20 protein-coding genes are annotated in these 22,691 nt (G+C 69.3%); 4 read left to right on the plus strand and 16 right to left on the minus strand.

Translation table 11 applies throughout. From position 1 onward, the window contains the following. Positions 1–168: 168 nt before the first annotated feature. Both DYE07_RS12540 and DYE07_RS12550 read left to right on the plus strand, forming a co-directional pair. Positions 169–489, plus strand: a complete 321-nt coding sequence (locus DYE07_RS12540; RefSeq protein ID WP_038568821.1) for a putative quinol monooxygenase — start codon at positions 169–171, stop codon at positions 487–489. A gap of 178 nt (positions 490–667) precedes the next feature. Further along, positions 668–1,105 carry a hypothetical protein gene (locus tag DYE07_RS12550; RefSeq protein ID WP_115297198.1) on the plus strand — a complete coding sequence of 146 codons (438 nt, stop codon included), beginning with the start codon at positions 668–670 and terminating at the stop codon, positions 1,103–1,105. A gap of 78 nt (positions 1,106–1,183) precedes the next feature. Here the strand turns inward: DYE07_RS12550 and DYE07_RS12555 are convergent, their stop codons facing one another. After that, positions 1,184–1,528 (minus strand): hypothetical protein, encoded by a 345-nt coding sequence (locus tag DYE07_RS12555; protein ID WP_136788072.1) that lies wholly within the window; start codon positions 1,526–1,528, stop codon positions 1,184–1,186. On the opposite strand from DYE07_RS12555, the gene DYE07_RS12560 reads away from it, so the two are divergent. Then, complete coding sequence (locus DYE07_RS12560) at positions 1,509–1,886, plus strand: hypothetical protein (protein ID WP_115297200.1); 378 nt, start codon at positions 1,509–1,511, stop codon at positions 1,884–1,886. The genes DYE07_RS12555 and DYE07_RS12560 overlap by 20 nt on opposite strands. A 131-nt stretch (positions 1,887–2,017) precedes the next feature. On the opposite strand, the gene DYE07_RS12565 is transcribed toward DYE07_RS12560, so the two are convergent. The 10 genes from DYE07_RS12565 to map form a co-directional block, all read right to left on the minus strand. Next, positions 2,018–2,941, minus strand: coding sequence for a GNAT family N-acetyltransferase (locus tag DYE07_RS12565; protein WP_115297201.1), 924 nt, complete (start codon positions 2,939–2,941; stop codon positions 2,018–2,020). 10 nt (positions 2,942–2,951) lie between these two features. Continuing rightward, complete coding sequence (locus tag DYE07_RS12570) at positions 2,952–4,043, minus strand: amidohydrolase family protein (protein ID WP_115297202.1); 1,092 nt, start codon at positions 4,041–4,043, stop codon at positions 2,952–2,954. Positions 4,044–4,157: 114 nt separating this feature from the next. Beyond that, entirely contained in the window at positions 4,158–5,774 is a 1,617-nt protein-coding gene (gene ffh, locus DYE07_RS12575; RefSeq protein WP_006944856.1) for a signal recognition particle protein, read from the minus strand. A gap of 295 nt (positions 5,775–6,069) precedes the next feature. After that, positions 6,070–8,673 carry a [protein-PII] uridylyltransferase family protein gene (locus DYE07_RS12580; RefSeq protein WP_115297203.1) on the minus strand — a complete coding sequence of 868 codons (2,604 nt, stop codon included), beginning with the start codon at positions 8,671–8,673 and terminating at the stop codon, positions 6,070–6,072. A 287-nt stretch (positions 8,674–8,960) separates the two neighbouring features. Beyond that, positions 8,961–9,299 (minus strand): P-II family nitrogen regulator, encoded by a 339-nt coding sequence (locus DYE07_RS12585; protein ID WP_006943278.1) that lies wholly within the window; start codon positions 9,297–9,299, stop codon positions 8,961–8,963. Further along, on the minus strand, positions 9,296–10,717 hold the full coding sequence (locus DYE07_RS12590; RefSeq protein ID WP_074041203.1) for an ammonium transporter: 1,422 nt from the start codon (positions 10,715–10,717) through the stop codon (positions 9,296–9,298). Before DYE07_RS12590 ends, DYE07_RS12585 begins: the two co-directional genes overlap by 4 nt. 203 nt (positions 10,718–10,920) lie before the next feature. Further along, complete coding sequence (gene ftsY / locus DYE07_RS12595; RefSeq protein WP_006943279.1) at positions 10,921–12,189, minus strand: signal recognition particle-docking protein FtsY; 1,269 nt, start codon at positions 12,187–12,189, stop codon at positions 10,921–10,923. A gap of 68 nt (positions 12,190–12,257) precedes the next feature. Next, positions 12,258–12,455 (minus strand): hypothetical protein, encoded by a 198-nt coding sequence (locus DYE07_RS12600; RefSeq protein ID WP_139023495.1) that lies wholly within the window; start codon positions 12,453–12,455, stop codon positions 12,258–12,260. 177 nt (positions 12,456–12,632) lie between these two features. Then, positions 12,633–16,304: a chromosome segregation protein SMC gene (gene smc, locus DYE07_RS12605; protein WP_115297204.1), complete on the minus strand. Its 3,672-nt coding sequence runs from the start codon at positions 16,302–16,304 to the stop codon at positions 12,633–12,635. 10 nt (positions 16,305–16,314) lie between these two features. After that, a complete protein-coding gene (gene map, locus DYE07_RS12610) occupies positions 16,315–17,115 on the minus strand; it encodes a type I methionyl aminopeptidase (RefSeq protein ID WP_062257681.1) in 801 nt (266 codons plus the stop codon). Positions 17,116–17,504: 389 nt separating this feature from the next. Between map and DYE07_RS14825 the strand changes: the two genes are divergently transcribed. After that, a complete protein-coding gene (locus DYE07_RS14825) occupies positions 17,505–17,678 on the plus strand; it encodes a hypothetical protein (RefSeq protein WP_160126215.1) in 174 nt (57 codons plus the stop codon). Positions 17,679–17,817: 139 nt separating this feature from the next. Here DYE07_RS14825 and DYE07_RS12615 read toward each other — a convergent pair whose 3' ends face one another. The 5 genes from DYE07_RS12615 to DYE07_RS12635 all read right to left on the minus strand — a co-directional run bounded on the left by DYE07_RS12615 (position 17,818) and on the right by DYE07_RS12635 (position 22,633). Further along, positions 17,818–19,032, minus strand: a complete 1,215-nt coding sequence (locus DYE07_RS12615) for an IS110 family RNA-guided transposase (protein WP_115297205.1) — start codon at positions 19,030–19,032, stop codon at positions 17,818–17,820. A 948-nt stretch (positions 19,033–19,980) separates the two neighbouring features. Further along, positions 19,981–21,027 (minus strand): bifunctional DNA-formamidopyrimidine glycosylase/DNA-(apurinic or apyrimidinic site) lyase, encoded by a 1,047-nt coding sequence (mutM, locus tag DYE07_RS12620; protein ID WP_040014157.1) that lies wholly within the window; start codon positions 21,025–21,027, stop codon positions 19,981–19,983. Then, positions 21,020–21,802 (minus strand): ribonuclease III, encoded by a 783-nt coding sequence (rnc, locus tag DYE07_RS12625; protein WP_172463021.1) that lies wholly within the window; start codon positions 21,800–21,802, stop codon positions 21,020–21,022. Before rnc ends, mutM begins: the two co-directional genes overlap by 8 nt. A gap of 53 nt (positions 21,803–21,855) precedes the next feature. Then, positions 21,856–22,050 (minus strand): 50S ribosomal protein L32, encoded by a 195-nt coding sequence (gene rpmF, locus DYE07_RS12630; RefSeq protein WP_006943268.1) that lies wholly within the window; start codon positions 22,048–22,050, stop codon positions 21,856–21,858. A 1-nt stretch (position 22,051) separates the two neighbouring features. Then, on the minus strand, positions 22,052–22,633 hold the full coding sequence (locus DYE07_RS12635; RefSeq protein ID WP_006943286.1) for a YceD family protein: 582 nt from the start codon (positions 22,631–22,633) through the stop codon (positions 22,052–22,054). Positions 22,634–22,691 lie beyond the last annotated feature (58 nt).

The raw sequence follows: 22,691 nt of genomic DNA on the forward strand, positions 1-22,691 counted from the left end.
GCCGTGTGACGCAGACGGGTACGGCGAGCGATCTGCGTGCGCGTGAGCGCGTCGAGCCGTCGCCCGGGGGCGTTGTCGGTATGAGGTGATAGAAAGATGACGTGGCGTCGCGCAGGTGCACGCCACGTCATCGTCACGTCCAGCGGGCGCACTCGAGAGGTACTCACCATGATCTTCATCGTTGTCAAGTTCGACGTCCGCCCCGACAAGGTCGACGGGTGGATGGACCACGTCGCCGACTTCACCGCGGCCACGCGCGCCGAGGCGGGCAACCTGTGGTTCGAGTGGAGCCGCAGCGTCGAGAAGCCGAACGAGTTCGTGCTCGTCGAGGCGTTCCAGGACGACGCGGCCGTGGCGCACGTCTCCTCGGACCACTTCAAGGCCTTCACGTCGTCGACGGCTGAATGGCTCACGGCCACGCCCAAGATCGTCTCGCGTCAGGTCGAGGGCGACGGCTGGGACGAGATGGGCGAGATCAGCGTCGACTGACGCCGATCACGAGGGGGGCGACCTCGCCTGCGCGACCACGGTCAAACCGGGACGCAAGGTGAAGATGCGTGTGCTCAAGGACGGCGAGGAGCTGACGTAGCAGACCGGCGACGTCGGCAAGCCCGGTTCGGACGGCGAGGTCGCACTGAGCGGCGACATCGGCGTCGCTCCGCCCGCCATGCCCGCCAGCATCTACGCGTGCGAGTTCACCGTCGACGGCGCCAAGCCGGTGAGCGGCTCCGTCAAGGTCAAGGGCCCACAGGGCGCCGACGGCGCCAGCCAGGTGCGCATGCGCACCCAGATCAAGGACACCCCGGGGCACAAGAAGAAATCGCTCTCGTGCGCCGAGACCTCTGATGTGATCCAGCTCGAGCGCGGCAAGGGCCTGCAGTGCTCCGCCGTCGTCGCGGGGGCGAAGGGGTCGCCACTGCGCGTCCGGATCCGCAAGGGCACGCGGGTGTTCGACTTCCCGTTCGAGGCAGGGCGCGTCGACAAGAACCTCGGGGTGGTGACGGCGAGCATCACCGTCGCGGGCAGCGATGACGCCCGCTGCGAGGTCTACAAGGGCGAGAAGCTGCTCGTGCGGCGCGACTTCCGGGTCGTCGTGAACGGCTGAGACCAGGCCGCATTCAGGATCTATCGAGGCTTCATGAATTCTTTGCTCCGAGATGGAACCGGATCCGGGTCCAACGCATCAGAATGATGACACCGACAACCAGGAGGAAGCCATGAAGATCAGCCGAACCATCGTTCCGACGCTCGCACTGGCCTCGCTCACGCTTGCAGGATGCAGCACCGTCGAGAGCGGCGGCAGCTCATCGTCGGGCGCCGCTGTGCCGAGCAACCCCATGTCGTCGAGCCCCACGGCCGCCCAGTCGCAGGCCACGTCGGCTGCGCCCGAGACGTCGAGCGCCGCTGAATCGTCGCCCGAGTCGTCGCCCGCGACCTCGGAGACGAGCTCGTCAGCATCGACCGACTCGTCTTCGTCGCCCAGCTCGCAGGCAGCCAGTTCTGCAAAGGTGACGAAGAGCGACATCATCGGCTTCGCCTCGAGCCACGAGACGCGTTCGTGCCTCAGCAAGAACCTGGCTTACGTGTCGTCGGCTCAGTTCTGCAAGGAGGACGCGAGCAGCATCGACGCCTCGTACAAGGGCCAGCGGGTCTACTTCACGACAGCCGTGCAGTTCAAGTCCAGCGCGAAGTACAGCTATGAGATCTCGAACGGTTCACAGTCGAAGAAGGGCACGCTCGACTCCAAGGGCACCGCGAACGCTGACGGCCAGGCTGTCACGCTGACCGTCAAGGTACCGATGGAGCAGTCGGGCACCTACTCGATCAAGTTCCTCGAGAACGGCTCGCAGTTCGCTTCGGACTCGGTGAACGTCACCGTCAAGTGACGCGCTGACCGAGCATGCTGCCGGGCCCTCACCACACGCGTGGTGAGGGCCCGGCAGCATGCTCGGTGTGGCGCGACCTCAGCGTGGCTCGACGTCCGGTGTGGTTCGGCGGGGAACGCTCGAAGCGGTGGTCAGCTGAGACGCGGACGCAAGTTCAGCGCCTGCTGGACGAAGGCTCGCGCATCGTGGGGACTGTCGTTGAGTTTCCGCAGTTGCGCGGCAGTGACGTCATCGGGCCGCGCGGCGCGCACGCCGCGAGCCGTCAGATCGACGAGGGCGCGCTCAGCTGAGGAACCCGCGCACCACACGATCGGCGCACCGGCGTACGCAGCGACGTCGAGGGCCGCCGCGTAAGGCAGTCCGAACAGGGCCACCGCCGTCAGCTCACGCGCCAGCGCAACGGCGACCAGTTCACTGATCGCGTCGTCGAGGACGATGACGCCGGCCGGAGAGTCATGCTCGGCGTAGGCGCGTGCCGGCCATTCTTCGCGGGTGATCGCGTAGGAGTCGTGATCGCGCCAGGCGTTGGCGCCCGACGGGCCGTCGGCGAGCCACAACATGCGGCGGACGGTGCGTTCGCGTCTGAAACCGAGCGACCGCAGGACGCCCGCCGACGTCGCGTTGGCCGTGCGCACGTTCGCCTCGACGCGGTGCAGGCCCATGCCCGACGGGGTGGGGCGCAGAGCGATGTCGACGACGAGCGCGAGACCTTCGCGGAACAGCCCCCGCCCGACGTACGGGTCGAATGCGTTGTACCCCATCGTCGCGCTCATGAACCGCCCCTGCACGACGTTCGACACGTTGACGCAGCCGACGAGACCGGCCGTGTCGTGCGGGGCGCGCACGTCGTCATGGGCGCGGATGAGGAAGGTGCGGTGCTTCTCGGATTGCGCCGCGAGGTGGTGGACGAGATCGCCCGGATTGACGGGGTTCCACGAGCCGATGCGTGCCGCGGAGCGCGTCATCGCGCGTCGGTAGGGCTCGATGTCGGCTCGCCGGGCAACGCTGACGCTGACACGTTCGCCGTCGGCGTGGAGGAATTCGGCGCTGCTCATACGTTTGGCCTCACTCGACGATGCGTCCGCGCAGGACGACGTGGCGCGGCGCGGCGAGGACGCGCACGTCGTCGCGCGGGTCAGCGTCGAGCATCACGATGTCGGCCGGCGCACCCTCCGTCAGGCGTTCGTGGCCGAGCCATTCGCGCGCGCCCCACGTCGCCGTCGCGAGTGCTTCGCTGTTGCTCATCCCGGCGTTCGTCATCTCGGCGACCTCGCTCGCGATGAGGCCGTGCGGCAGTTGACCGCCCGCGTCGGTGCCGGCGTAGATGCGGATGCCGGCGTCGCGGGCCGCGCCGATCGTGGTGTACCGGCGGGCGTGCAGGTCGCGCATGTGCGCAGCGTAGGCGGGAAACGCGGCCTCGCCGGCAGCGGCGAACGTCGGGAAGTTGTCGAGGTTGACGAGGGTCGGGACGATCGAGATGTCGCGCTCGGCGAACAGTGCGATGGATTCCTCGGTGAGGCCGCTCGCGTGCTCGATGCAGTCGACGCCGGCGTCCGCGAAGTCGAACAATGACTGCTCGCCGAAGCAGTGCGCGGTGACGCGCGCGCCCTCGGCGTGGGCGGCGTCGATGGCGGGTTTCAGTGCCTCTGCGGGCCAGCACGGGGTGAGGTCGCCGGCGTCGCGATCGATCCAGTCGCCGACGAGCTTGACCCAGCCGTCACCGCGGCGCGCCTCCTGGCGCACGTACGCGACGAGATCTTCGGGCTCGATCTCGTGGGCGTAGTTGCGGATGTAGCGCTTGGTGCGGGCGATGTGGCGGCCGGCGCGGACGATGCGGGGCAGGTCGTCACGTTCGTCGATCCAGTGCGTGTCGACGGGTGAGCCGCAGTCGCGCAGCAGGAGCGCGCCGGCCGCGCGGTCGGCGAGGGCATGCTCTTCGGCGCGTTCGGGCGGCACTCCCCCATGCGACTCGAGCCCGACGTGGCAGTGCGCGTCGACGAGCCCCGGCAGGAACCAGCCGTCGAGCTCGACGGCGTCGTCGAGGTTCGTCTCGGGACGCGCGTAGGTGATGCGTCCGTCGACGACCCAGGCCTCCCCCACCTCATCGTCAGGCCCGGCCAGGATGCAGCCGGTGAGGTGAAGCACATCGTCATTCATGAACCGACACTATCGCGCGACGTCGGCGCTGATCGCCCGAGAGGTCGTGCATGTTCGCGATACCGGTCGCACGAACCTGCACAACTCCTCCGGGCCGAAGGACGACCGACGCGGTTAGTCCTTGTCCGCCCCCGGGCCGAGGAACTTCTCGAAGCCCTTCGGCAGCTTCATGTTCGAGTAGTCGGGCTCGTCGTTCATCTGGCCGAAGGCGTTCTCCATCGCGGCCGCACGCGCCGCTTCGGCCTTGGCCGCTGCGGCCGCCTCTTCCTGCGCACGCTTGGCGGGGTTGCCGCTCTTGCCCTTCTTCTTCGGCTGGCTCTTCGCCTTCTTGCCACCGCCGCCACCAGGCATCGCACCCATGCCCGGCATGCCCGGCATGCCGCCGCCACGCTTCAGCTGACGCATCATCTTCTGCGCCTCGCCGAAACGCTGCAGCAACTGGTTGACCTCGGAGACCGAGACGCCCGAACCTCGCGCGATGCGCGCGCGTCGCGAACCGTTGATCTGCTTCGGGTGCGTGCGTTCGAACGGCGTCATCGAGCGGACGATGGCCTCGACACGGTCGAACTCGCGCTCGTCGAGCGAGTTGAGCTGGTCACGCATCTGACCCATGCCCGGCATCATGCCGAGCAGGCCCTTGATGTTGCCCATCTTCTTGATGGCCGACATCTGCTGGAGGAAGTCGTCGAACGTGAAATCCTCCTCGTCCATGAACTTGCGCGCCATCTCGGCGGCCTGGCGCTTGTCGAACGCGCGCTCCGCCTGCTCGATGAGCGTCAGCACGTCACCCATGTCGAGGATGCGGCTCGCCATGCGATCGGGGTGGAAGACCTCGATGTCCTTCACGCCCTCGCCCGTCGAGGCGAACATGATCGGGCGACCCGTCACCGAGGCCACCGAGAGGGCGGCACCACCGCGGGCGTCACCGTCGAGCTTCGACAGGACGACACCCGTGAAGTCGACGCCGTCCTGGAACGCGATCGCCGTCTCGATGGCGGCCTGACCGATCATCGCGTCGATGACGAAGAGCACCTCGTTCGGCTGGATCGCCTCACGGATGTCGGCGGCCTGCTGCATGAGGTTCTCGTCGACAGCGAGACGACCCGCGGTGTCGACAATGACGACGTCGTACTGGCGTACCTTCGCCTGTGCGACACCGGCCTGGGCAACCCAGACGGGGTCGCCGTGGCTGCGTGTGCCCTCGCCCGTCTCCGAGACCGCGTCGTGGCCACCCTCGTTGCCACGCTCGGGCGCAAACACCGGCACGCCCGCACGCTCACCGACGACCTCGAGCTGACGCACGGCGTTCGGACGCTGCAGGTCGGCGGCGACGAGCACCGGGAAGTGACCCTCGTCGCGCAGCCGACGCGCGAGCTTGCCCGCGAACGTCGTCTTACCGGAACCCTGCAGACCGGCGAGCATGATGACGGTCGGGCCCGTCTTCGCGTACTGGATCGACCGCGTCTGGCCGCCGAGGATCGCGACGAGCTCCTCGTTGACGATCTTGACGACCTGCTGGCCGGGGTTCAGCGCCTGGCTGACCTCCGCACCGAGCGCACGCTCACGCACCCCCCGCGTGAACTGCTTGACGACGGGCAGCGCGACGTCGGCATCGAGCAACGCCATCCGGATGTCACGGATGGTCGCGTTGATGTCTGACTCGGTGAGACGCCCCTTGCCCTTGAGGTTGGCGAAGGTCGCTGTCAGGCGGTCTGAGAGGCTATTGAACACCGGCCCAGATTACCCGCTCCCATGCGGCCCCGTCAGATCGACCGTGCAGTGGCGCCGATGCCGAGCCCGTCGCGTCGGCGTTCGTCGATGTCGACGCTCGGTCTCGGCGGGAATGCCCTCGAGGAACGACGCATCGTGGCGACTGTCCCCATCTGCGATGCTCGTCCACATGGGCGTAGATGCAGATGTAGACGAAAATCGCAGAGGGGGACGGGATTCGCGGATGGGGATGCAGATCGTCGATGGGGACGGGTGCCGGAGTTCCTCGAGGTAGCGGTTCGAGCGAAGAGATGCGTCAGCCGGCGGTGCCGACGGCGTCGAGCACGGCGCCAATGACGCGCGCCGCGTGCGGTGGCGCCAGCGGCGAGCCCTGCTCGTCCGTGACGTAGAAGGTGTCGGCGCTGCGTCCCGCATATGTCGCGATGTGCGCGGAGCGCACGGAGACCCGCTCGGCGGCGAATGCCGACCCCACGTCGAACAACAATCCGAGACGGTCGGCGGCGCGCACCTCGATGACGGTCGCGTGCTGCGATGCACCCGGGACGACGAACGCGGACGCCCGCGGCATCGTCGCGCGTGACGGCCCCGCGGCGGCGCGACGGCGCGCGTCCGCCTCGAGGGCACGCAGCGGCAGGCGCTCGCCCTCGCGCAACGTTCGCAGCGACCGCGCCAGGTCGCTCGTGCGCGGCACGTCGCCGTGCGGCACCTCGACGACCCACGTGTCGACGGCGAGGCCGTCGATCGTCCGCAGGTTCGCCGACCGCACGGACGTGCGTCGCAGCCCGAGCACGCCCGCCATGTCGGCGAAGAGGCCGAGCCGGTCGACGTCGACGATGCGGACGGTCACAACGCCGCTCACGCCCTCCAGCGGCTCGATCTCGACGACCACCTCCCCCGCCGCGACGCTTCCCCGCTCGTCCGCGCTCACGATGCCCGACGGGCTGCCAGCGTCGACCTGCGCCTGCACCCCGTCGCCTTCCGCGACCGAATCGGTCTCGCCCAGGGCCTGGGCTGACGCCGCGGGGGCGCGACTTGAGGGTCGAGAGACCGCAGGAGGAGAACCGACGCGTCCGGTCGCCACGTCCTCGGACGGCCGCTGCTCGGCCGTCGCCCCGGGCGATGACCTGTCGGGGGACGAGGCACCCTCGAAGGTCGCGGCAGGTGCGGGCACGCCTGCGACCGTCTCCCCCGACGCGAAACGCCTGCGTGCTCGCGCGGCGAGGTCGCGCACGAGGCCGGCGCGCCACGTCGTCCATGCCTGTGGTCCCGCTGCTCGCGCGTCGGCCTCCGTCAGCGCGTCGAGCAGGTCGAGGCCTTCGGCGCTGCCGGCCGCCTCGCAGAGCATCCTGACGGTCGCAGGGTCGTCGGGGTCGCGTTTCGTCGCCAGATCGACGAGCGTGAGGTGTTCGCGCACGAGACGTTCGACGAGGTCGCAGTCGGCGCGATCGAAGCCCATGCGCTGGCAGATCGCGCGCGTGACGGGTGCGCCCTCCGCGCTGTGGTCACGCGCGCCTGCGACCTTGCCGATGTCGTGCAGCAGCGCGGTGACGAGGAGCAGGTCGGGCCGTGCCACGTGCTCGCGCAGGCCCGCCGCGATGACGACGGCCTCGATGCTGTGTCGGTCGACGGTGAACTGGTGGATCGCGTTTCGTTGCGGGCGCGAACGCACCGTCGACCACTCGGGCAGCCAGACGTCGACGATGCCGCTCAGATCGAGGCCCTCCCACACGTCGACGATGCCGGGCCCGCTCGCGAGGAACCCCACGAAACCCTCCCGGATCTCTCGCGGCCACGGGGCGGGCAGCGGCCCGCAGCTCGCGACGAGGTTCGCGAGGGTCGTCGGCCCGATGAGCGCACCCCGCGAGGCCGCCGCAGCGGCGGCGCGCAGCAACGTCAGGTGCCCGCCGTCGCGGCGCCCCGCGCCGAGGACGACCTCGCCGTCGTGCAGGTGCAACCCGTGCCCGAGCGACGTCAGCGACGGTCGGCGCGGCCCGACGCGCAACGCCCGGGCTCGCTGCGACTGGCCGGCCGCGCGCACGGCCGCGTCCGTCACGTACGTGATCGTGCGCGCCGCGTCGACGACGCGCGTCAGCAACTCGTCGCTGTCGGAGCACCCGAGCAGCGCCGCCACGGCGTCCTGATCCTGCAGGCTGAGCCGCTCCCGACCCCGCCCGGTGACGACGTGCAACGCGTCGCGCACGTCGAGCAATTGCGCTCGGGCGCGTTCTGCGCTGGCGCGGTGAGGGTCGGCGAGCCACGCCGTCGTCAGCGCGCCGACGAGGCTGAGGTCGCGCAGGCCTCCCCCGGATTCCTTGAGGTCCGGATCGAGCGTCGTCGCGATGTCACCGAAACGCGCGTGCCGCGCCCGCAACGACTCGACGACCTCCGGCAGCCGCTTGCGCGCGGCACCGCGCCAGTCGGCGGCGATCGCCTGGCGTACCCCGGCGACGAGGACGTCGTCACCGGCCACGGACGCGATGTCGAGCATGCCGACCGCAGCGGCGAGGTCTGACGACGCGGCCTGGCGGCACTGCGCCAGCGTGCGCACGGAGTGATCGAAGCGCACCCCTGCATCCCACAACGGGTACCACAGGGCGCCCGCGAGCTCGGTGATGCGTTTCGAGCCGACGCTGCGCCCGTCGTGCAGGAGGACGAGATCGTAATCGCTCAACGGCCCCGCATCGCCCCGGGCCTGCGAGCCGACGACGGCGAGCGCCACACCGCTCTGACGCTCGGGCAGCCCCGTCGCCGCACACGCATCGCGCCAGGCCTGCGCCATGAAGGCATGGGCCGACGCCGCGAGCCGCTCCCGACGTGCGGGGCCCGCGCCGGGTTGCTCGAACTCGCGCGTGCGCGCGAGGTCGAGACGTGCGGCGTAGTGGGCGGAGACGGCGCTCATGGCTGCATCGTCCTCTCTGGGAGGGCTGGGCGGGGGTTCTGCGCCGTCGATGGCTGGGGTTGTGCGTCTACGGCGACTACGACGGCGTGGCGCGCGGCGCGGTGCGCCTCACGAAGCGGGACGGACGCCGACGAACGCCGGGCCGGCGATCCTCGCGTAGCGACGGCGTTCGTCAGGGTCTCGACCGAACCGGGGCGGCCGACCGTCACCGTCGGCACTCGGACCACGAGGACTCGTACGCCACGTCGGCGAGGCTCACGTCGTCGAGGCTCACGTCCCAGGGGCGCTCAGACCGCGGCAGCGCCGGTCTCGCCGGTGCGCACGCGCACGATGTCGTCGACGGGAACGGTCCACACCTTGCCGTCACCGATGCGTCCCGTCTGAGCGGCACGCACGACGGCGTCGACGACGGCGGGCGCGTCGGCGTCGTCGATGACGACCTCGATGCGCAGCTTCGGCACGAAGTCGACGCTGTACTCGGCGCCGCGGTAAACCTCGCTGTGGCCGCGCTGGCGGCCGTAGCCGCTGACCTCGCTCACCGTCATCCCGGCGATGCCAAAGGCCTCGAGGGCTTCCTTGACGTCGTCGAGCTTGAACGGCTTGATGATGGCGGTGACGAGTTTCATGCCTGCACTCCTCGCGGGTCGTTGTGTTCTGCGCCGGTGGTGCTGCCACCGAGGGGGCCGTGGCCGGACGGCAGTAGGCCGTGGCCGACGCGGGTACCGGAGGCGAACCCACCGAAATCGTAGGCGGATTCGGCGTGCTCGGCGGAGTCGATGCCCGCGAGCTCGTCGTCGTGGTCGATGCGCCAGCCCATCGTCGCCTTGAGGGCGAGACCGATGACGGCGGTGAGCACGCCCGTGAACGCGACGCAACCGAGCGCGATGACGATCTGCACGACCGTCTGCTCGTAGCCCTTGCCGTAAAGCAGGCCGTTCGTCGTCGACAGCAGGCCGGCGCCGATCGTGCCCCACAGGCCGGAGACGAGGTGGACGCCGACGACGTCGAGCGAGTCGTCCAGGTTGAACTTGAACTTCAGGCTGACGGCCAGGGCGCTGAGGATGCCGGCGACCGCGCCGAGAATGAGCGAGCCGACGGGGCTGAGCGCACCACAGGCGGGGGTGATCGCGACGAGACCGGCTACGACGCCGGAGGCGGCACCGATCGACGTCGCCTCACCGTCCTTGATCTTCTCGACCGCGAGCCAACCGATCATCGCCGCACACGTCGCGGCGGCCGTGTTGACCCACACGAGGGCCGCCGAACCGTCTGCGGCGAGCTCGGAACCCGCGTTGAACCCGAACCAGCCGAACCAGAGCAGACCGGCGCCGAGCATGGTCAGCGGCACGTTGTGGGGGCGCATGGGCACGCGGCCGAAACCGGCGCGGCGCCCGACGATGAGAGCGAGGACGAGGCCCGCCATGCCCGCGTTGATGTGCACGACGGTGCCGCCCGCGAAGTCGATCGGTGCGAACGTGGCCTTGCCGTCGGTCGAACCGAACATCGTCGCGGCGACGCCCTGGTCGGTGCCGCCGAGGAACCCGCCGCCCCACACCATGTGCGCGATCGGGAAGTACACGATCGTCGCCCAGATCGCGGAGAAGACGAGCCACGTCGAGAACTTCACACGGTCGGCGATGGCGCCGGAGATGAGCGCGACCGTCAGGCCCGCGAAGGTGAGCTGGAAGCCCACGAACGCGAGCTCGGGGATGTTTCCGTAGCCCTCGTACCCGAACGAGTTGAACACGTCGGCGACGTTGTGCAGACCGAACTTGTCACCCGGGTTCGCGATCAGCCCGGCGATGTCGTGGGTGCCGAACGACATCGAGTAGCCGTAGAGCACATAGATGATGCCGACGACGCCGAGGGCGCCGAACGACATCATCATCATGTTGAGCACCGACTTGGAGCGCGTCATCCCGCCGTAGAACAACGCCAGCGCGGGCGTCATCATGAGCACGAGCGATGCGCACACGAGGACGAATGCGGTGGCCGCATAGTCGAGTTTCGGGGCGGCCTCTGCCGCCAGAAGGTGTGCGTTCATGCTCAGTGATCCTGCCCTCGCCACGTTTCAGCATGCGGCTCGCGATGTTTCGCCTATGTTTCGGATGCGGCGCTGACGTGAAATCGCGGTCACATCCTGAGGGTATGCACGCCATGTGAGACGTTTCGTGTCGAAGCGTGGACGCACGAGCGCCCACCGGCCGTGACGGCGGGTGGGCGCTGCGGGGCTCGAGCCCGGCCTGCTCAGTCGAGCACGGCGTTGACGTAGGCCTCCGGGTCGAACGGCGCGAGGTCGTCGGGGCCCTCGCCGAGCCCGACGAGCTTGACGGGCACGCCGAGCTCACGCTGGACGTTGACGACGATGCCGCCCTTGGCGGTGCCGTCGAGCTTCGTCAGTACGACACCCGTGACGTCGACCGCCTGGCCGAACACCTCGGCCTGACGCATGCCGTTCTGGCCGGTCGTCGCGTCGAGGACGAGCAGCACCTCGTCGATGGGGCTGCGCTTCTCGATGACGCGCTTCATCTTGGCGAGCTCGTCCATGAGACCGACCTTGTTGTGCAGGCGCCCCGCGGTGTCGAGCAGCACGACGTCGCACTCGTTCTCCTGACCGGCCTTGACAGCGTCGAACGCGACGGCGGCCGGGTCGGCGCCCTCCTTCTCGGAGCGAACGGTGGGCACGCCGACGCGGGCGCCCCACGTCTCGAGCTGGTCGGCTGCGGCGGCACGGAACGTGTCGGCCGCGCCGAGGATGACGTCCTTGTCCTCGGCGACGAGAACGCGCGCGAGCTTGCCGACGGTCGTCGTCTTGCCCGTGCCGTTGACGCCGACGACGAGGACGACAGCGGGTCGATCGCCCACACGGCTCGCCGCGATGCGGCGATCCATGTCGGGGCCGACCTGCGCGAGCAGTTCCTCGTGCAACCAGCCGGAGACGGTTTCCTCGTCCGTGGCACCGTGCACGGCGATGCGGCGTTTGAGGTTGTCGACGATCTGCGTCGTCGCCTCGACACCCAGGTCGGCCTGCAGCAACGTGTCCTCGACGTCCTCCCACGCCTCGTCGTCGAGGCTGCCGCCGGACAGCAAGGCGAGCAGGCCCTTGCCGAGCGCAGTGTTCGAGCGCGACAGTCGCTCACGCAGGCGCACCATGCGCCCACGGGCCGACTCGGGGCGCTCGAGCGCAGCCGGTTCGGGCGCGGGCGTCTCGTCGACGACGTCAGCGGGCTCGACGACCTCGGGGGCGGGCGCTTCATCGCGCGGTGCGTCGACGACGTCGGTCTGCGCGTGCTTCGCCGGGGTGGGCGCCGCCGACTTCGACGTGTCGATGCGCACACCCGAACTCGGCGTGTACTGCGTCTTCTTCGGTGGCGTGCGCGGAATCTCGACGGATTCCTCGCGCGCCGGAACCTTCGGAGCCTTGCGCGAACGGCTGCGGACGAAGGCCACGAGGCCCATGACAGCGGCGACGAGCGCTACGGCGACGACACCAAGAATTTCCCAGAGCTGATCCACGCCGCCATCATTGCAAACGGCACCGACAACCGCCCAACGAGGCGGCGACGGCACGCGTCAGCTGGGGATCAGGAGCGGCGGATCCGACCGCCGCGCTCGGCCGCGCGCTCGCCGTCCTTGACCGTCGCGGCGCGCGGGGCGGCTGGCGCGTGACCGACACGGAAGAGCTTCTCGCCACGCGTGGTGAGCACCGGACGGCCCGCCCGTCGCGCCGGCAGCGCGACGATGCCGACGACGAACGCCGCCAGAACGACGGTCAGCGTCATACCGAGCACGATCCAGAACACGAATCCTCCGAGGGGTGGGTGTGACGCGCGGATGGCACGTCGGGTGGGAGCGAGCGCATGAGGCCTGCTCCGCCACGATTGTTGCCGAACCGTCCTGACGGCGCCAGTCGACGCGCCTCAGGCGGCCCTCGCGTCGCACAACGGCCAGCGGCGCCGTCAGGACGCCTCGGCCGGCTCGGGTGCGACCCGCACGTCGGCGAGACGCTGTGAGACCACCGTCGTCACGCCGTCACCGCGCATCGTCACGCCGTAGAGGGCGTCGGCGACCTCCATCGTCCGCTTCTGGTGCGTGATGACGATGAGCTGGCTCGAGTCACGAAGCTCCTCGAACAGCGTGATGAGGCGGCCGAGGTTCGCGTCGTCTAGGGCCGCCTCGACCTCGTCCATGATGTAGAACGGGCTCGGGCGCGCCTTGAAGATCGACACGAGCAGCGCAACGGCGACGAGGGAGCGCTCGCCGCCGGAAAGCAGCGACAACCGCTTGATGCGTTTGCCCGGCGGGCGCGCTTCGACGTCGAGGCCCGTCGTCAGCATGTTCTCGGGGTCGGTCAGAACGAGCCGCCCTTCACCGCCGGGGAACAGGCGGGAGAAGACGCCTTCGAACTCGCGCGCCACGTCGTGGAACGCCTCGGTGAAGACCTGCTCGACGCGCGCGTCGACCTCGCTGACGATGGACAGCAGGTCCTTCTTCGAGCCGCGCAGGTCGGCGAGCTGCTCGCTGAGGAACGTGTGCCGTTCCTCCAGGGCCGCGTACTCCTCGAGGGCCAGCGGATTGACCTTGCCGAGCTGCTTGAGGTCGCGTTCGGCCGTGCGCAGCCGCTTCTCCTCCAGGGCCCGCTCGAACGGGCGGCTCGCGACGGGCTCAGGACCGCTCGGGGGGCCGCCGTCTGCGTCGTCGCCCTCGCTCCCCTGCCCTGACGGAGCGCGTCCCGACGATGCCTGGGTGTCGGCCTTTTCGCCGGCGGTCATACCGGCGCGGGCCTGGAACAGCGTCACCGGCAGATGCGGCCCGAATTCTTCGACGAGGACGTCAGGGTCGATGCCGAGTTCCTCGACCGCCCTCGTCTCCAGCGCCTCGATGCGCAGCCGCTGCTGAGCGCGCGCCATCTCGTCGCGGTGGACGGAGTCGGTGACCTCGCGCAGTTGGTCGCTGCATTCCTGCAGGCGGACGCGGGCGGCGCGCAACGCCCCGTCCCGAGTCGCCTTGCTTGCCTGCTCGGCGTCACGCGCCCGGGTCACCTCATCGCGCGCGCGATGCACCTGCTCGCGTGCCAGTTCGGCGGCCCGTTCGACGGCCTGCGCCAGGGCTGCGGCCTCCCGACGTCGGACGCGGCGCGCCTGCGCCCGTTCGCGCGCGGCGACCTCCGAGCGTGCGGCGGCCTCGAGGGATTCAGCGCGCCCAGCGATCGCGCGGACTCTTTCCTGAAGCGTGCGAAGCGTCAGACGTTGCTCGGTCTCCTGCTCGCGCGCCGTCGCGGCGAGCGTCGCCAGACGGTCTCGTTCGGCGACGGACGGTTCGCTCTCACCCGGTTCGGCCTGCGCCTCGTCGAGACGCATCTCGAGTTCCATGAGCTCTTCACGGTTCGCATCGAGCGCGACGCTCGCCTGCTCGATCGAGTCGTTGATGCGGTCACGCTCGCGGGAGGCCGCGGCGATCGCCTGATGGTGACGCGCGAGCGCCGCCATGAGTTCCTCGATGCGCGCGTCGTTCTCGGCGAGCGCCGCCGCAGCATCGTCCGCCGCGTCCTGCGCGGCCGCGAGTGGCTGCGTCAGGGCTTCCAGGGCGTTTTCCGCGTTCTGCTCGGCGTCGGCTGCGATCTCCGCGTCCCGGACGGCCTGCTCGTGCGCCGCGCGCACCTCGAGGCGGGAGCGCCCAGGGCGGCCCCCACCACGCACCGCGGTGGGTTCGTAGACGTCCCCGTCGAGGGTGACGGCCCGCGCACCGGCGTGGACGAGCGCGGGCGCGCCGTCGGCGTCGGGAACGATCGCGAGTCGGTCGACGAGGACGTCGAACGCGCTCTGCATCGTCGCCGGTACGCTCGCGACGTCGCGGCCCCAGACGCCACCCTCGGGAAGGGTCGGCCAGTCGTGGGTCGTGACGTCGTGCGGCGCGTCTCCCGCGACGAGGAGAGCGACGCGGCCGCCGTCCTGCGCTCGCAGGGCGGCGAGCAGAGCTGCGGCGTCGGTGTGGGAGTCGACGAGCAGGGCCTCGGCAGCCCACCCCAGAGCGAGCGAGACGCCGGCTTCGTGACCTGGCTCCACCTCGAGGCGGCTGACGACGTCGCCGAGCACGCCCGACGCTTCGGCGGGGAGGTTCTCGAGCCCCGCCGTGTCGGAACCGAGCGTCTCATCGAGCGCCTGCGCGCGTGCGGCTGAGGCGCTGCGGCGTTGGGCTGAAGTATTGCGCTCGTCGCGCAGCACGCGACGACGTTCGAGCAGGGCAGCGTGATCCGCCCTCAGCTTCTCCGCGGCATCATTGAGCGCCGCTTCGGCGGCTTCCGCGTCGCTCAGCGCCTCCTCGAGAGGCGCCAGCTCCTCCTGGGCCTCGGCCACTCGCGTCGCGGACTCCCCGATGCTGGCGCGCAACCGCGCGAGTTCGGCCTCGCCTGCTTCCACGCGTGAACGCCGAACCTCGACCTGACCGTGAAGCTTGGCCAGACCCTCGCGTCGATCTGCGGCTGCCCGCGCGATCCGCACGAGTCGCTGCTGCTCGACCTGATGTTCACGTTCAGTCTTCTCGCGCACCTCGACGGCGGCGTCGAGCGCCTCCTGGGCTCGCTCGACCTTGGCCTGCAGCTCCAGCTCTTCCCCCCGGACCCGCTCGGCCTGACGCCGCAGCTGCTCGGGATCCCGGCCCGAACCGGGCGTCTCGTCCTGCGCCGCCGTCAGCGAGGTGGCTCGTTCCGCGGCGAGCCGGCGCGTCGAATCGAGTTTCTCCTCCAGTGACGACAGCGCGTACCACTGCGACTGCAGCCGTTCGAGCACCGGAGCGCGGGCTGCCATCTCGGCCTCGATCTCCTCGACGCCGGCCTTCGCGGCGCGCACCGCGTCGTCGAGTTCGGCGCGACGCCGCACCATCGCCTGTTCGTCCGCGACGTCGGCCTCGAGCCGCGCGCGCTGCTGGACGAGGTCGTCGGCGAGCAGCCGCAGCCGTGCGTCACGCACCGTCATCTGGATGGCTTGCGCCCGACGCGCCGTCTCGGCCTGGCGTCCCAGCGGCCCGAGTTGGCGGCGAACCTCGGCCGTCAGGTCGGCGACGCGCGTGAGGTTGGCCTCCATGCCGTCGAGCTTGCGCAGCGCCTTCTCCTTGCGACGGCGGTGCTTGAGCACGCCGGCCGCTTCTTCGATGAACCCGCGACGTTCCTCGGGCGTCGCGCGCAGCACCGCGTCGAGCTGGCCCTGGCCGACGATGACGTGCATCTCCTTGCCGATGCCCGAGTCGCTCAGCAGCTCCTGGATGTCGAGCAGTCGGCACGGCGTGCGGTTGATCGCGTATTCGGAGCCGCCGCCGCGGAACATGGTGCGGCTGATCGTCACCTCGGTGTAGTCGATCGGCAGTGCGCCGTCGGAGTTGTCGATCGTCATCGTCACCTCGGCGCGCCCGAGCGGCTGGCGCCCGGAGGTGCCGGCGAAGATGACGTCGTCCATCTTGCCGCCGCGCAGGCTGCGAGCACTGCCCTCGCCCATGACCCAGGCGAGCGCGTCGACGACGTTGCTCTTGCCGGAACCGTTCGGACCGACGATGCAGGTGATGCCCGGTTCGAGGACGAGGTTCGTCGCCGACGCGAACGACTTGAACCCCTTGAGGGTCAGCGACTTGACGTACACGGCGTGCGGTTCAGGCCGTCGGCTGCGGCGCGCCGGCGGCAGCCGTGTCGCGCGCCGTGAGGACGAGCGGGCCCTCGGCGGTGATCGCGACGGTGTGCTCGGAGTGCGCGCCACGGGAACCGTCGACGCTGCGCAGCGTCCACCCGTCCCGGTCCTGGATGATCTGGTCGGTGCCCGCCATGAGCCAGGGCTCGATCGCGATGACGAGGCCAGGCTTGAGCTTGAGGCCGCGGCCTGCACGACCGTCGTTGGGCACGTGCGGTTCGCCGTGCATCGTGCGGCCGACGCCGTGGCCGCCGAACTGCGTGTTGACGCGGTATCCGGCGCCTGCGCAGACGTCGGCGATGGCGGCCGAGATGTCGCCGAGCTTGTTGCCGGGCTGCGCGGCCGCAATCCCTGCGGCGAGGGCTCGCTCGGTCGTGTCGATGAGGCGCAGGTCGGCCTCGCGCGGCGTGCCGACGACGAAGGAGATCGCCGAATCGCTCACCCAGCGGTCGAGTGATGCGGCGAAGTCGACGCTGAGCAGGTCGCCGTCCTTGAGGGCGTAGTCGTGCGGCAGGCCGTGCAGGACGGCGTCGTTGACGCTCGTGCACAGCACCTTGCCGAACGCGCTCGCGCCGAAGCTCGGGTGGTAGTCGATGTAGCACGACTCCGCACCGGCGTCGGTGATCATGCGGTGCGCCAGAGCGTCGAGTTCGAGCAGGTTGACGCCGACGTCGGCGGCCTCGCGCAGGGCGGTCAGGACGGATGCGACGAACGCCCCGGCGGGCTTCATCTCGTCGATCTCTCGGGGCGTACGCAGTTCGATCACCCGACTACGGTAGTGCAGCCCGCGCCCGGACACCGTCGAGCCTCGCGAAGCGTCAGCGGTAGATCGTGTCGCGACGGCCTGTCGCGACGACCAGGATGACGACTGCAGACGAACCCGCGTGCCGGTGGGGAGGGTGTGATCAGTGGTTCGTTTCATGGCCGGAGCTGAAACCGGAACGTCCACCACTCGCCTCCCCCGGTGGACCGGTGGGCGACTCTCACGGTCGGCAACCATGAGGTCGATCACCGCACCGTCAGCACGAACGAACCGATGGACAGGTGCGCGAACGTCGAGGGGCTCCTGGAGATCGAAGCCGATGCTCTGAACGGCTCGCGCGGCTTCGCCGCACGAAGAAACCCTGATCTCCACCACCAGCCACGGCTTCGAGCGTGTCGAAGGGGTCGCAGAGCACGAGCACGCTCCTCGATCGCGCGGCCGGCGGCGGCGCTCACGCGAGCGTCCCCGAGCAGATACGTGTCGATGAGTGTGCGCGCGATGCGATCATCGCGCACGGGTCGTTCGACCACCCCGACTTTCTCGTTCACGTCTACGCGCACATCTGAGGCGTACTCGAATTCATCGAGATCGACGACGCGACCGAAGCGCAGCCAGCTCCGCTTTCCGACGACACCGAACTGATGCAGGTCAGCACGACTCGGGCCGATCGGGTCGATGTCCAGGGGGGTGTCCCTATGGTCTTCGTCAAGCGGCGATCGGTGTGACGGGGCGGCCTGGTTGGTAGGTCGTGCCGTCGCGCAGCATGGCGTACAAGACGTCGCAGCGGCGGCGCGCGAGGCAGATCCGGGCGGCGTTGTGGCGTTTACCTTCAGCTCGTTTGCGGTCGTAGTACGCGCGTGAGGCGGGGTCTTTGAGCGCTGCGAACGCGGCGAGGAAGAACGCTCGTTTGAGGTTCTTGTTGCCCGACCTACTGGGATGCTCACCGCGGATCGAGGTGCCCGAGCGGCGCGTGACGGGCGCAAGCCCGGCGTAGGCCGCCAAGTGCCCTGGTGTGGCGAAAGAGGAGGCGTCGCCGACTTCGAGCAGGATGCGCGCACCGGTCCTGACACCCACGCCGGGCATGGACGTCAGGACCTGGGCAAGAGGGTGCGCATCGAGCATTTCCTCCACCTGCGTCGCTGCCTCCGCGCGCTGCGCGAGCAGGCCGGCGAGTTGATCGGCGAGTTTCGGTAGGACGAGGTCAGCAGCCCGCGTGCCCGGCACCGTGACTGTTTGCTCGTCCAAGGCAGTCATGATCGCGTCGACGAACGCTTGGTACTTGCGGGGCGCGCGGGGCTTCGCGACCGCGAGCAGGCGTCGGCGTCCGGCGGTGCGCAAGCCACTGGGCCCACCGAAGCGGGACAGCAACTCAAGGACCGCCGGGTGGTGCAGGCTCCCGCCGATCGCGCGTTCCAGGGCGGGGTGGATCTGGGTCAGCAGGCCGTGGACGCGGTTGGTGACGCGAGTGGTTTCGGTAGCGAGGTCGTCGTCGAACCCGACGATCACTTCGAGGTCGGCCAGCGCGTCGTCACCGACGTCGACACGGCGTAGCGCGTGGGGCAGGGTGCGTGCGGCATCAGCGATGACGTACGCGTCGCGGGCGTCAGTTTTCGCGCTGCCGGGGTGTAGGTCGGCGATTCGGCGCATCGCAAGGCCGGGCAGGTAGGCGACCTGAATATTCATCGAACGGGCGACGGCCACGGGGAGCGCACCGATCGAGGCGGGCTGGTCGACGACGACGAGGACGTCACCGTGCACACTGAGGTCAGTGAGTAGGTCACGGATGCGTTGCTCGTCTTGCGGCAGCGTCTTGTCGTGCAGTCGTTTTCCTGCTGGATCGAGGGCGCAGGCGTGGTGGTGTTCTTTGCCGACGTCGAGGCCGAGGTAGACCGCGTAGGTGCGCTCGGGTAGTCCGTTCATCAGGGCCCTCCTTCGAGGCGGTGCACGGTGTTCAACCCGTGCTGGCCGCGTGGCGGGCGAGGGGTGCCGGCAGCCACGTTACGAAGAGACCTTCATGCTTGAGGCCGTGTCCCTATGAGCGGTCATCCGACGCCACTAGCGCCCGGCGACAACACCCCCCGGATCATGCGTGCGACAGGGGCAGTCAGTCATACCGGGCCTAGCGGCCAGCATCCCCATCATCGGGGACACGAAGAAGGTAACGGACATCGGACCGATACCTCGCCCACGATCCGAGTCCCCCACTCGCATGGGCGATCTGACGCGCCGTCATCCGGCGGAGCCGAGCCGTCAATCGTGACCTCTCGGATCCGCGGAGCTCAGCGGTAGCGCCCGACGTGAGAAGGTCGAGCGCCGCATTTCGGCCCGCCTCGTTCCACGTGCGCCCCCGCGCGGCAGAGCGCTGCCAAGCTTGCGCTGCGAGATCATCGACGACGAGGGCACGTTCGACGCGGCGATGCGCAGAAAGGGACCCATCGACGACAGCAGCCTGCGCGGTTCGGATCGCGCATCCTTGACGGCGCGCCACGTCGGCCAGCGTCATCTCCATGACACATCTCTTCGCGTATGCGCATATTTGTGTCATCGGTTCACTTTGATGCAGATGCGCCATCCGGCGCGGAATTCGGTTGTCACCCGCGGGCACGAACTCGTGCTTCGTCCATGTCCTCAAAGCATCCGTGGCCGCGTCATGTCGGCGACGTCGTCCTGCGCGATCCCGTCGCGTGGGACGACGACATCATCGCCGGCTTCCGCAACGACCCCGCAGTCACACAATGGTTGATCGTGACGGAGGAAAGCCCGCAGAACTGGGACGCCGCTGGATGGGGGTCGCGGCGAGCGAGTCGGACTTCGCGCGCATCGCGGAGGTCGCCGGCATCGGAGCGCGTGCGGTGATCGACCCGTTGTTCAGGAACGGTTCATCGTCCGGGGCGGCTTCTGGCACGTCGGGCAGAAGTGCGACGAGCGGTTCATGAACTGCTCCCTGACGATCAGCGTGCCGCAGCGGCGGCACGGCTTGCCCTGCTGGCCGTAGGCGTCGAGAGAGCGATCGAAGTAGCCGCTCGCACCGTTGACGTTAACGTAGAGGGCGTCGAAGCTGGTGCCGCCATGATCGAGCGCAGAACGCATGACGTCCTGCGCCGCCGTGAGCACGCCGATGAGCTGCGTCTTCGTCAGCATGCGCCCCGGGCGTCGACCGTGCACCTGCGCGCGCCACAGCGCCTCGTCGGCGTAGATGTTGCCGATACCGCTGACGATGCCCTGATCGAGCAGCATCCGCTTGATCGCGACATCCTTGCTGCGCATGAGCCGCGCGGCGGCGCCCGCGTCGAACGCCTCCTCGAGCGGGTCAGGCGCGATGTGCGCGATCGACGCGGGCACCTCGCGCCCGTGCGCCACCGTCAGGTCGTCGAGGAACAACCCGCCGAACGTCCGTTGGTCGACGAAGCGCATCTGCTGGGCCGATGGTTCCGAGCGCGGCCTCTCCGATGCGTCAGTCACCCCCGGCGCATCCACCGCCTCACCCGAGCCAGCGCGCTCCCCCGACTTCCTGGGCGGCGAGAGCTTCACAGGCGCCGACAGGTCGAACACCGCATGCGCATGCTTCTCCAGCGGCGAGTCGGCGCTCTCGACGAGCACCTGTCCACTCATGCCGAGGTGGATGACGAGGGCGTCGTCGGCCACCGCACCCTCGCGCCGGTCCAGCGGCACCGTCGCGTCCGCCGAGCCATCAGAACCAGGCGCGGCGTCTTCGAACGTCATCCACAGGTACTTGCCGCGCCGTTGGGCCGACGCTACCCGTCGTCCGAGCAATGCGTCGGCCAGATGCTGCGGCCCCGGCAGGTGACGGCGTGCGACGCGCGAGCCCGTCACCCGGGACGTGACGAAGGCCCGGCCGACCACGTGGTCGTCCAGGCCTCGTCGTACGACTTCCACCTCGGGAAGCTCAGGCATGCGCACCGTCCGTGACGGCGACCGCGTCCGCCTCGTCGCATACGACGTCACCGCCGGCCGAACCGGCGTTCTTCGCCGCTTCGTCGCGCAGGCTCACCCACGCGTTCTCGGCGGCGATCATCTCGGCCGACTTCTTGTTGCGCCCCGTACCGGCACCGAGGGTGCGCCCGTCGACGAGGACGGTCGCGGTGAAGACCTTGTCGTGATCCGGCCCTTCACCCTCGACGACGTACGTCGGCGCACCGAGACCGGCCGCAGCGGTGGCCTCCTGCAGCGACGTCTTCCAGTCGAGCGCGGCACCCATCGTCGACGATCGGTTCATCAACGGATCGATGAGGTGGTGGACGATGCGTCGCCCCGCCTCGATGCCGCCCGAGAGGAACACCGTGCCGATGACGGCCTCCGTCGTGTCGGCGAGGATCGAATCCTTGTCGCGCCCACCCGTGGCGAGCTCGCCACGCCCGAGCAGCAGGTACTCCCCCAGCTCGAGACCGCGCGCGACCTCAGCGAGGGCCCGCGAGTTGACGACCGCCGCCCGCTGCTTCGCGAGGTGCCCCTCCGGCGCGTCGGGCTGATCCGTGTACAGCGTCTCGGTGACGACGAGGCCCAGCACGGCGTCGCCGAGGAACTCCTGGCGCTCGTTGTGCGGAATGCCGCCGTTCTCGTACGCGAACGAACGGTGGGTCAGGGCGCGACGAAGCAGCGACTCGTCGACGTCCACACCCGAAACCTCAGAGAGGATTCGGACGAGGTCGCCGACGGGCCGCTGCGACACGTCAGCAGCTGACCGCTTCGAAGACTTCTTGCCCACGGTCTGCGAACGGCCGATCAGGCCTGGTGCTCGGTGCGCTCCGCTGCACCGTAGTGGCGGCCGTTGTACGTACCGCACGCCGGGCACGCCATGTGCGACTGCTTGTTGGCACCACACGCGGGGCACGCCTGCACGGCGACGGGCGTCGCCTTCCAGTTGGCTCGGCGCGAGCGGGTGTTGGCGCGGGACATCTTCCGCTTCGGGACAGCCACGTCAGTTCCTCTTCTCGTCTTCTGCCGATCCAGCCTCGGTCAGGTTGACCAGGGCCGACCAGCGGGGGTCGATAGCTTCGTGATGGTGATCGGGGTCGTCATCGAGTCGTGCACCGCATTCGGAGCACAACCCGAGGCAGTCCTCGTGACACACCGGTTGGAACGGCAGGGTGGGCACCACAGCGTCCCGCAGCACGGGCTCGAGGTCGGCGTCGTCGCCATCGAGCTCGTGCAGTTCGTCCTCATCATCGCCGCCTGCCACCTCACGGTGGTGCGCAGCACGATCGGCGTAGACGAACAGCTCCTGAAAGTGGACGTCGACCGGGTAGGTCACGTCCTCCAGGCACCGCACGCACGCGCCGGTTGCCGTCGCCTCGACCTCACCGGTGATGAGGACTCCTTCCATCACCGATTCGAGACGCAGGTCGAGCCCGACGGGCTGACCCTCCTCGATGCCGATGACGTCGGTACCGAAATCTGCCGGAGCCTCGACGTCGCGGTGGAGGCGCAGCGAATTTCCGGGTCGACGACCGAGCTCCCTGGTGTCGAGCACCAGCGGGCGGCGGGAATCAGCCTGGGTCATTACCTTGCACTCTTCGTCGGTCGAGAACTTCGAACATCTTTCGGCCACAGCGATGGCG

It is taken from the genome of Dermacoccus nishinomiyaensis, from assembly GCF_900447535.1.
In the GTDB taxonomy this organism is placed as follows: Bacteria; Actinomycetota; Actinomycetes; order Actinomycetales; family Dermatophilaceae; genus Dermacoccus; species Dermacoccus nishinomiyaensis.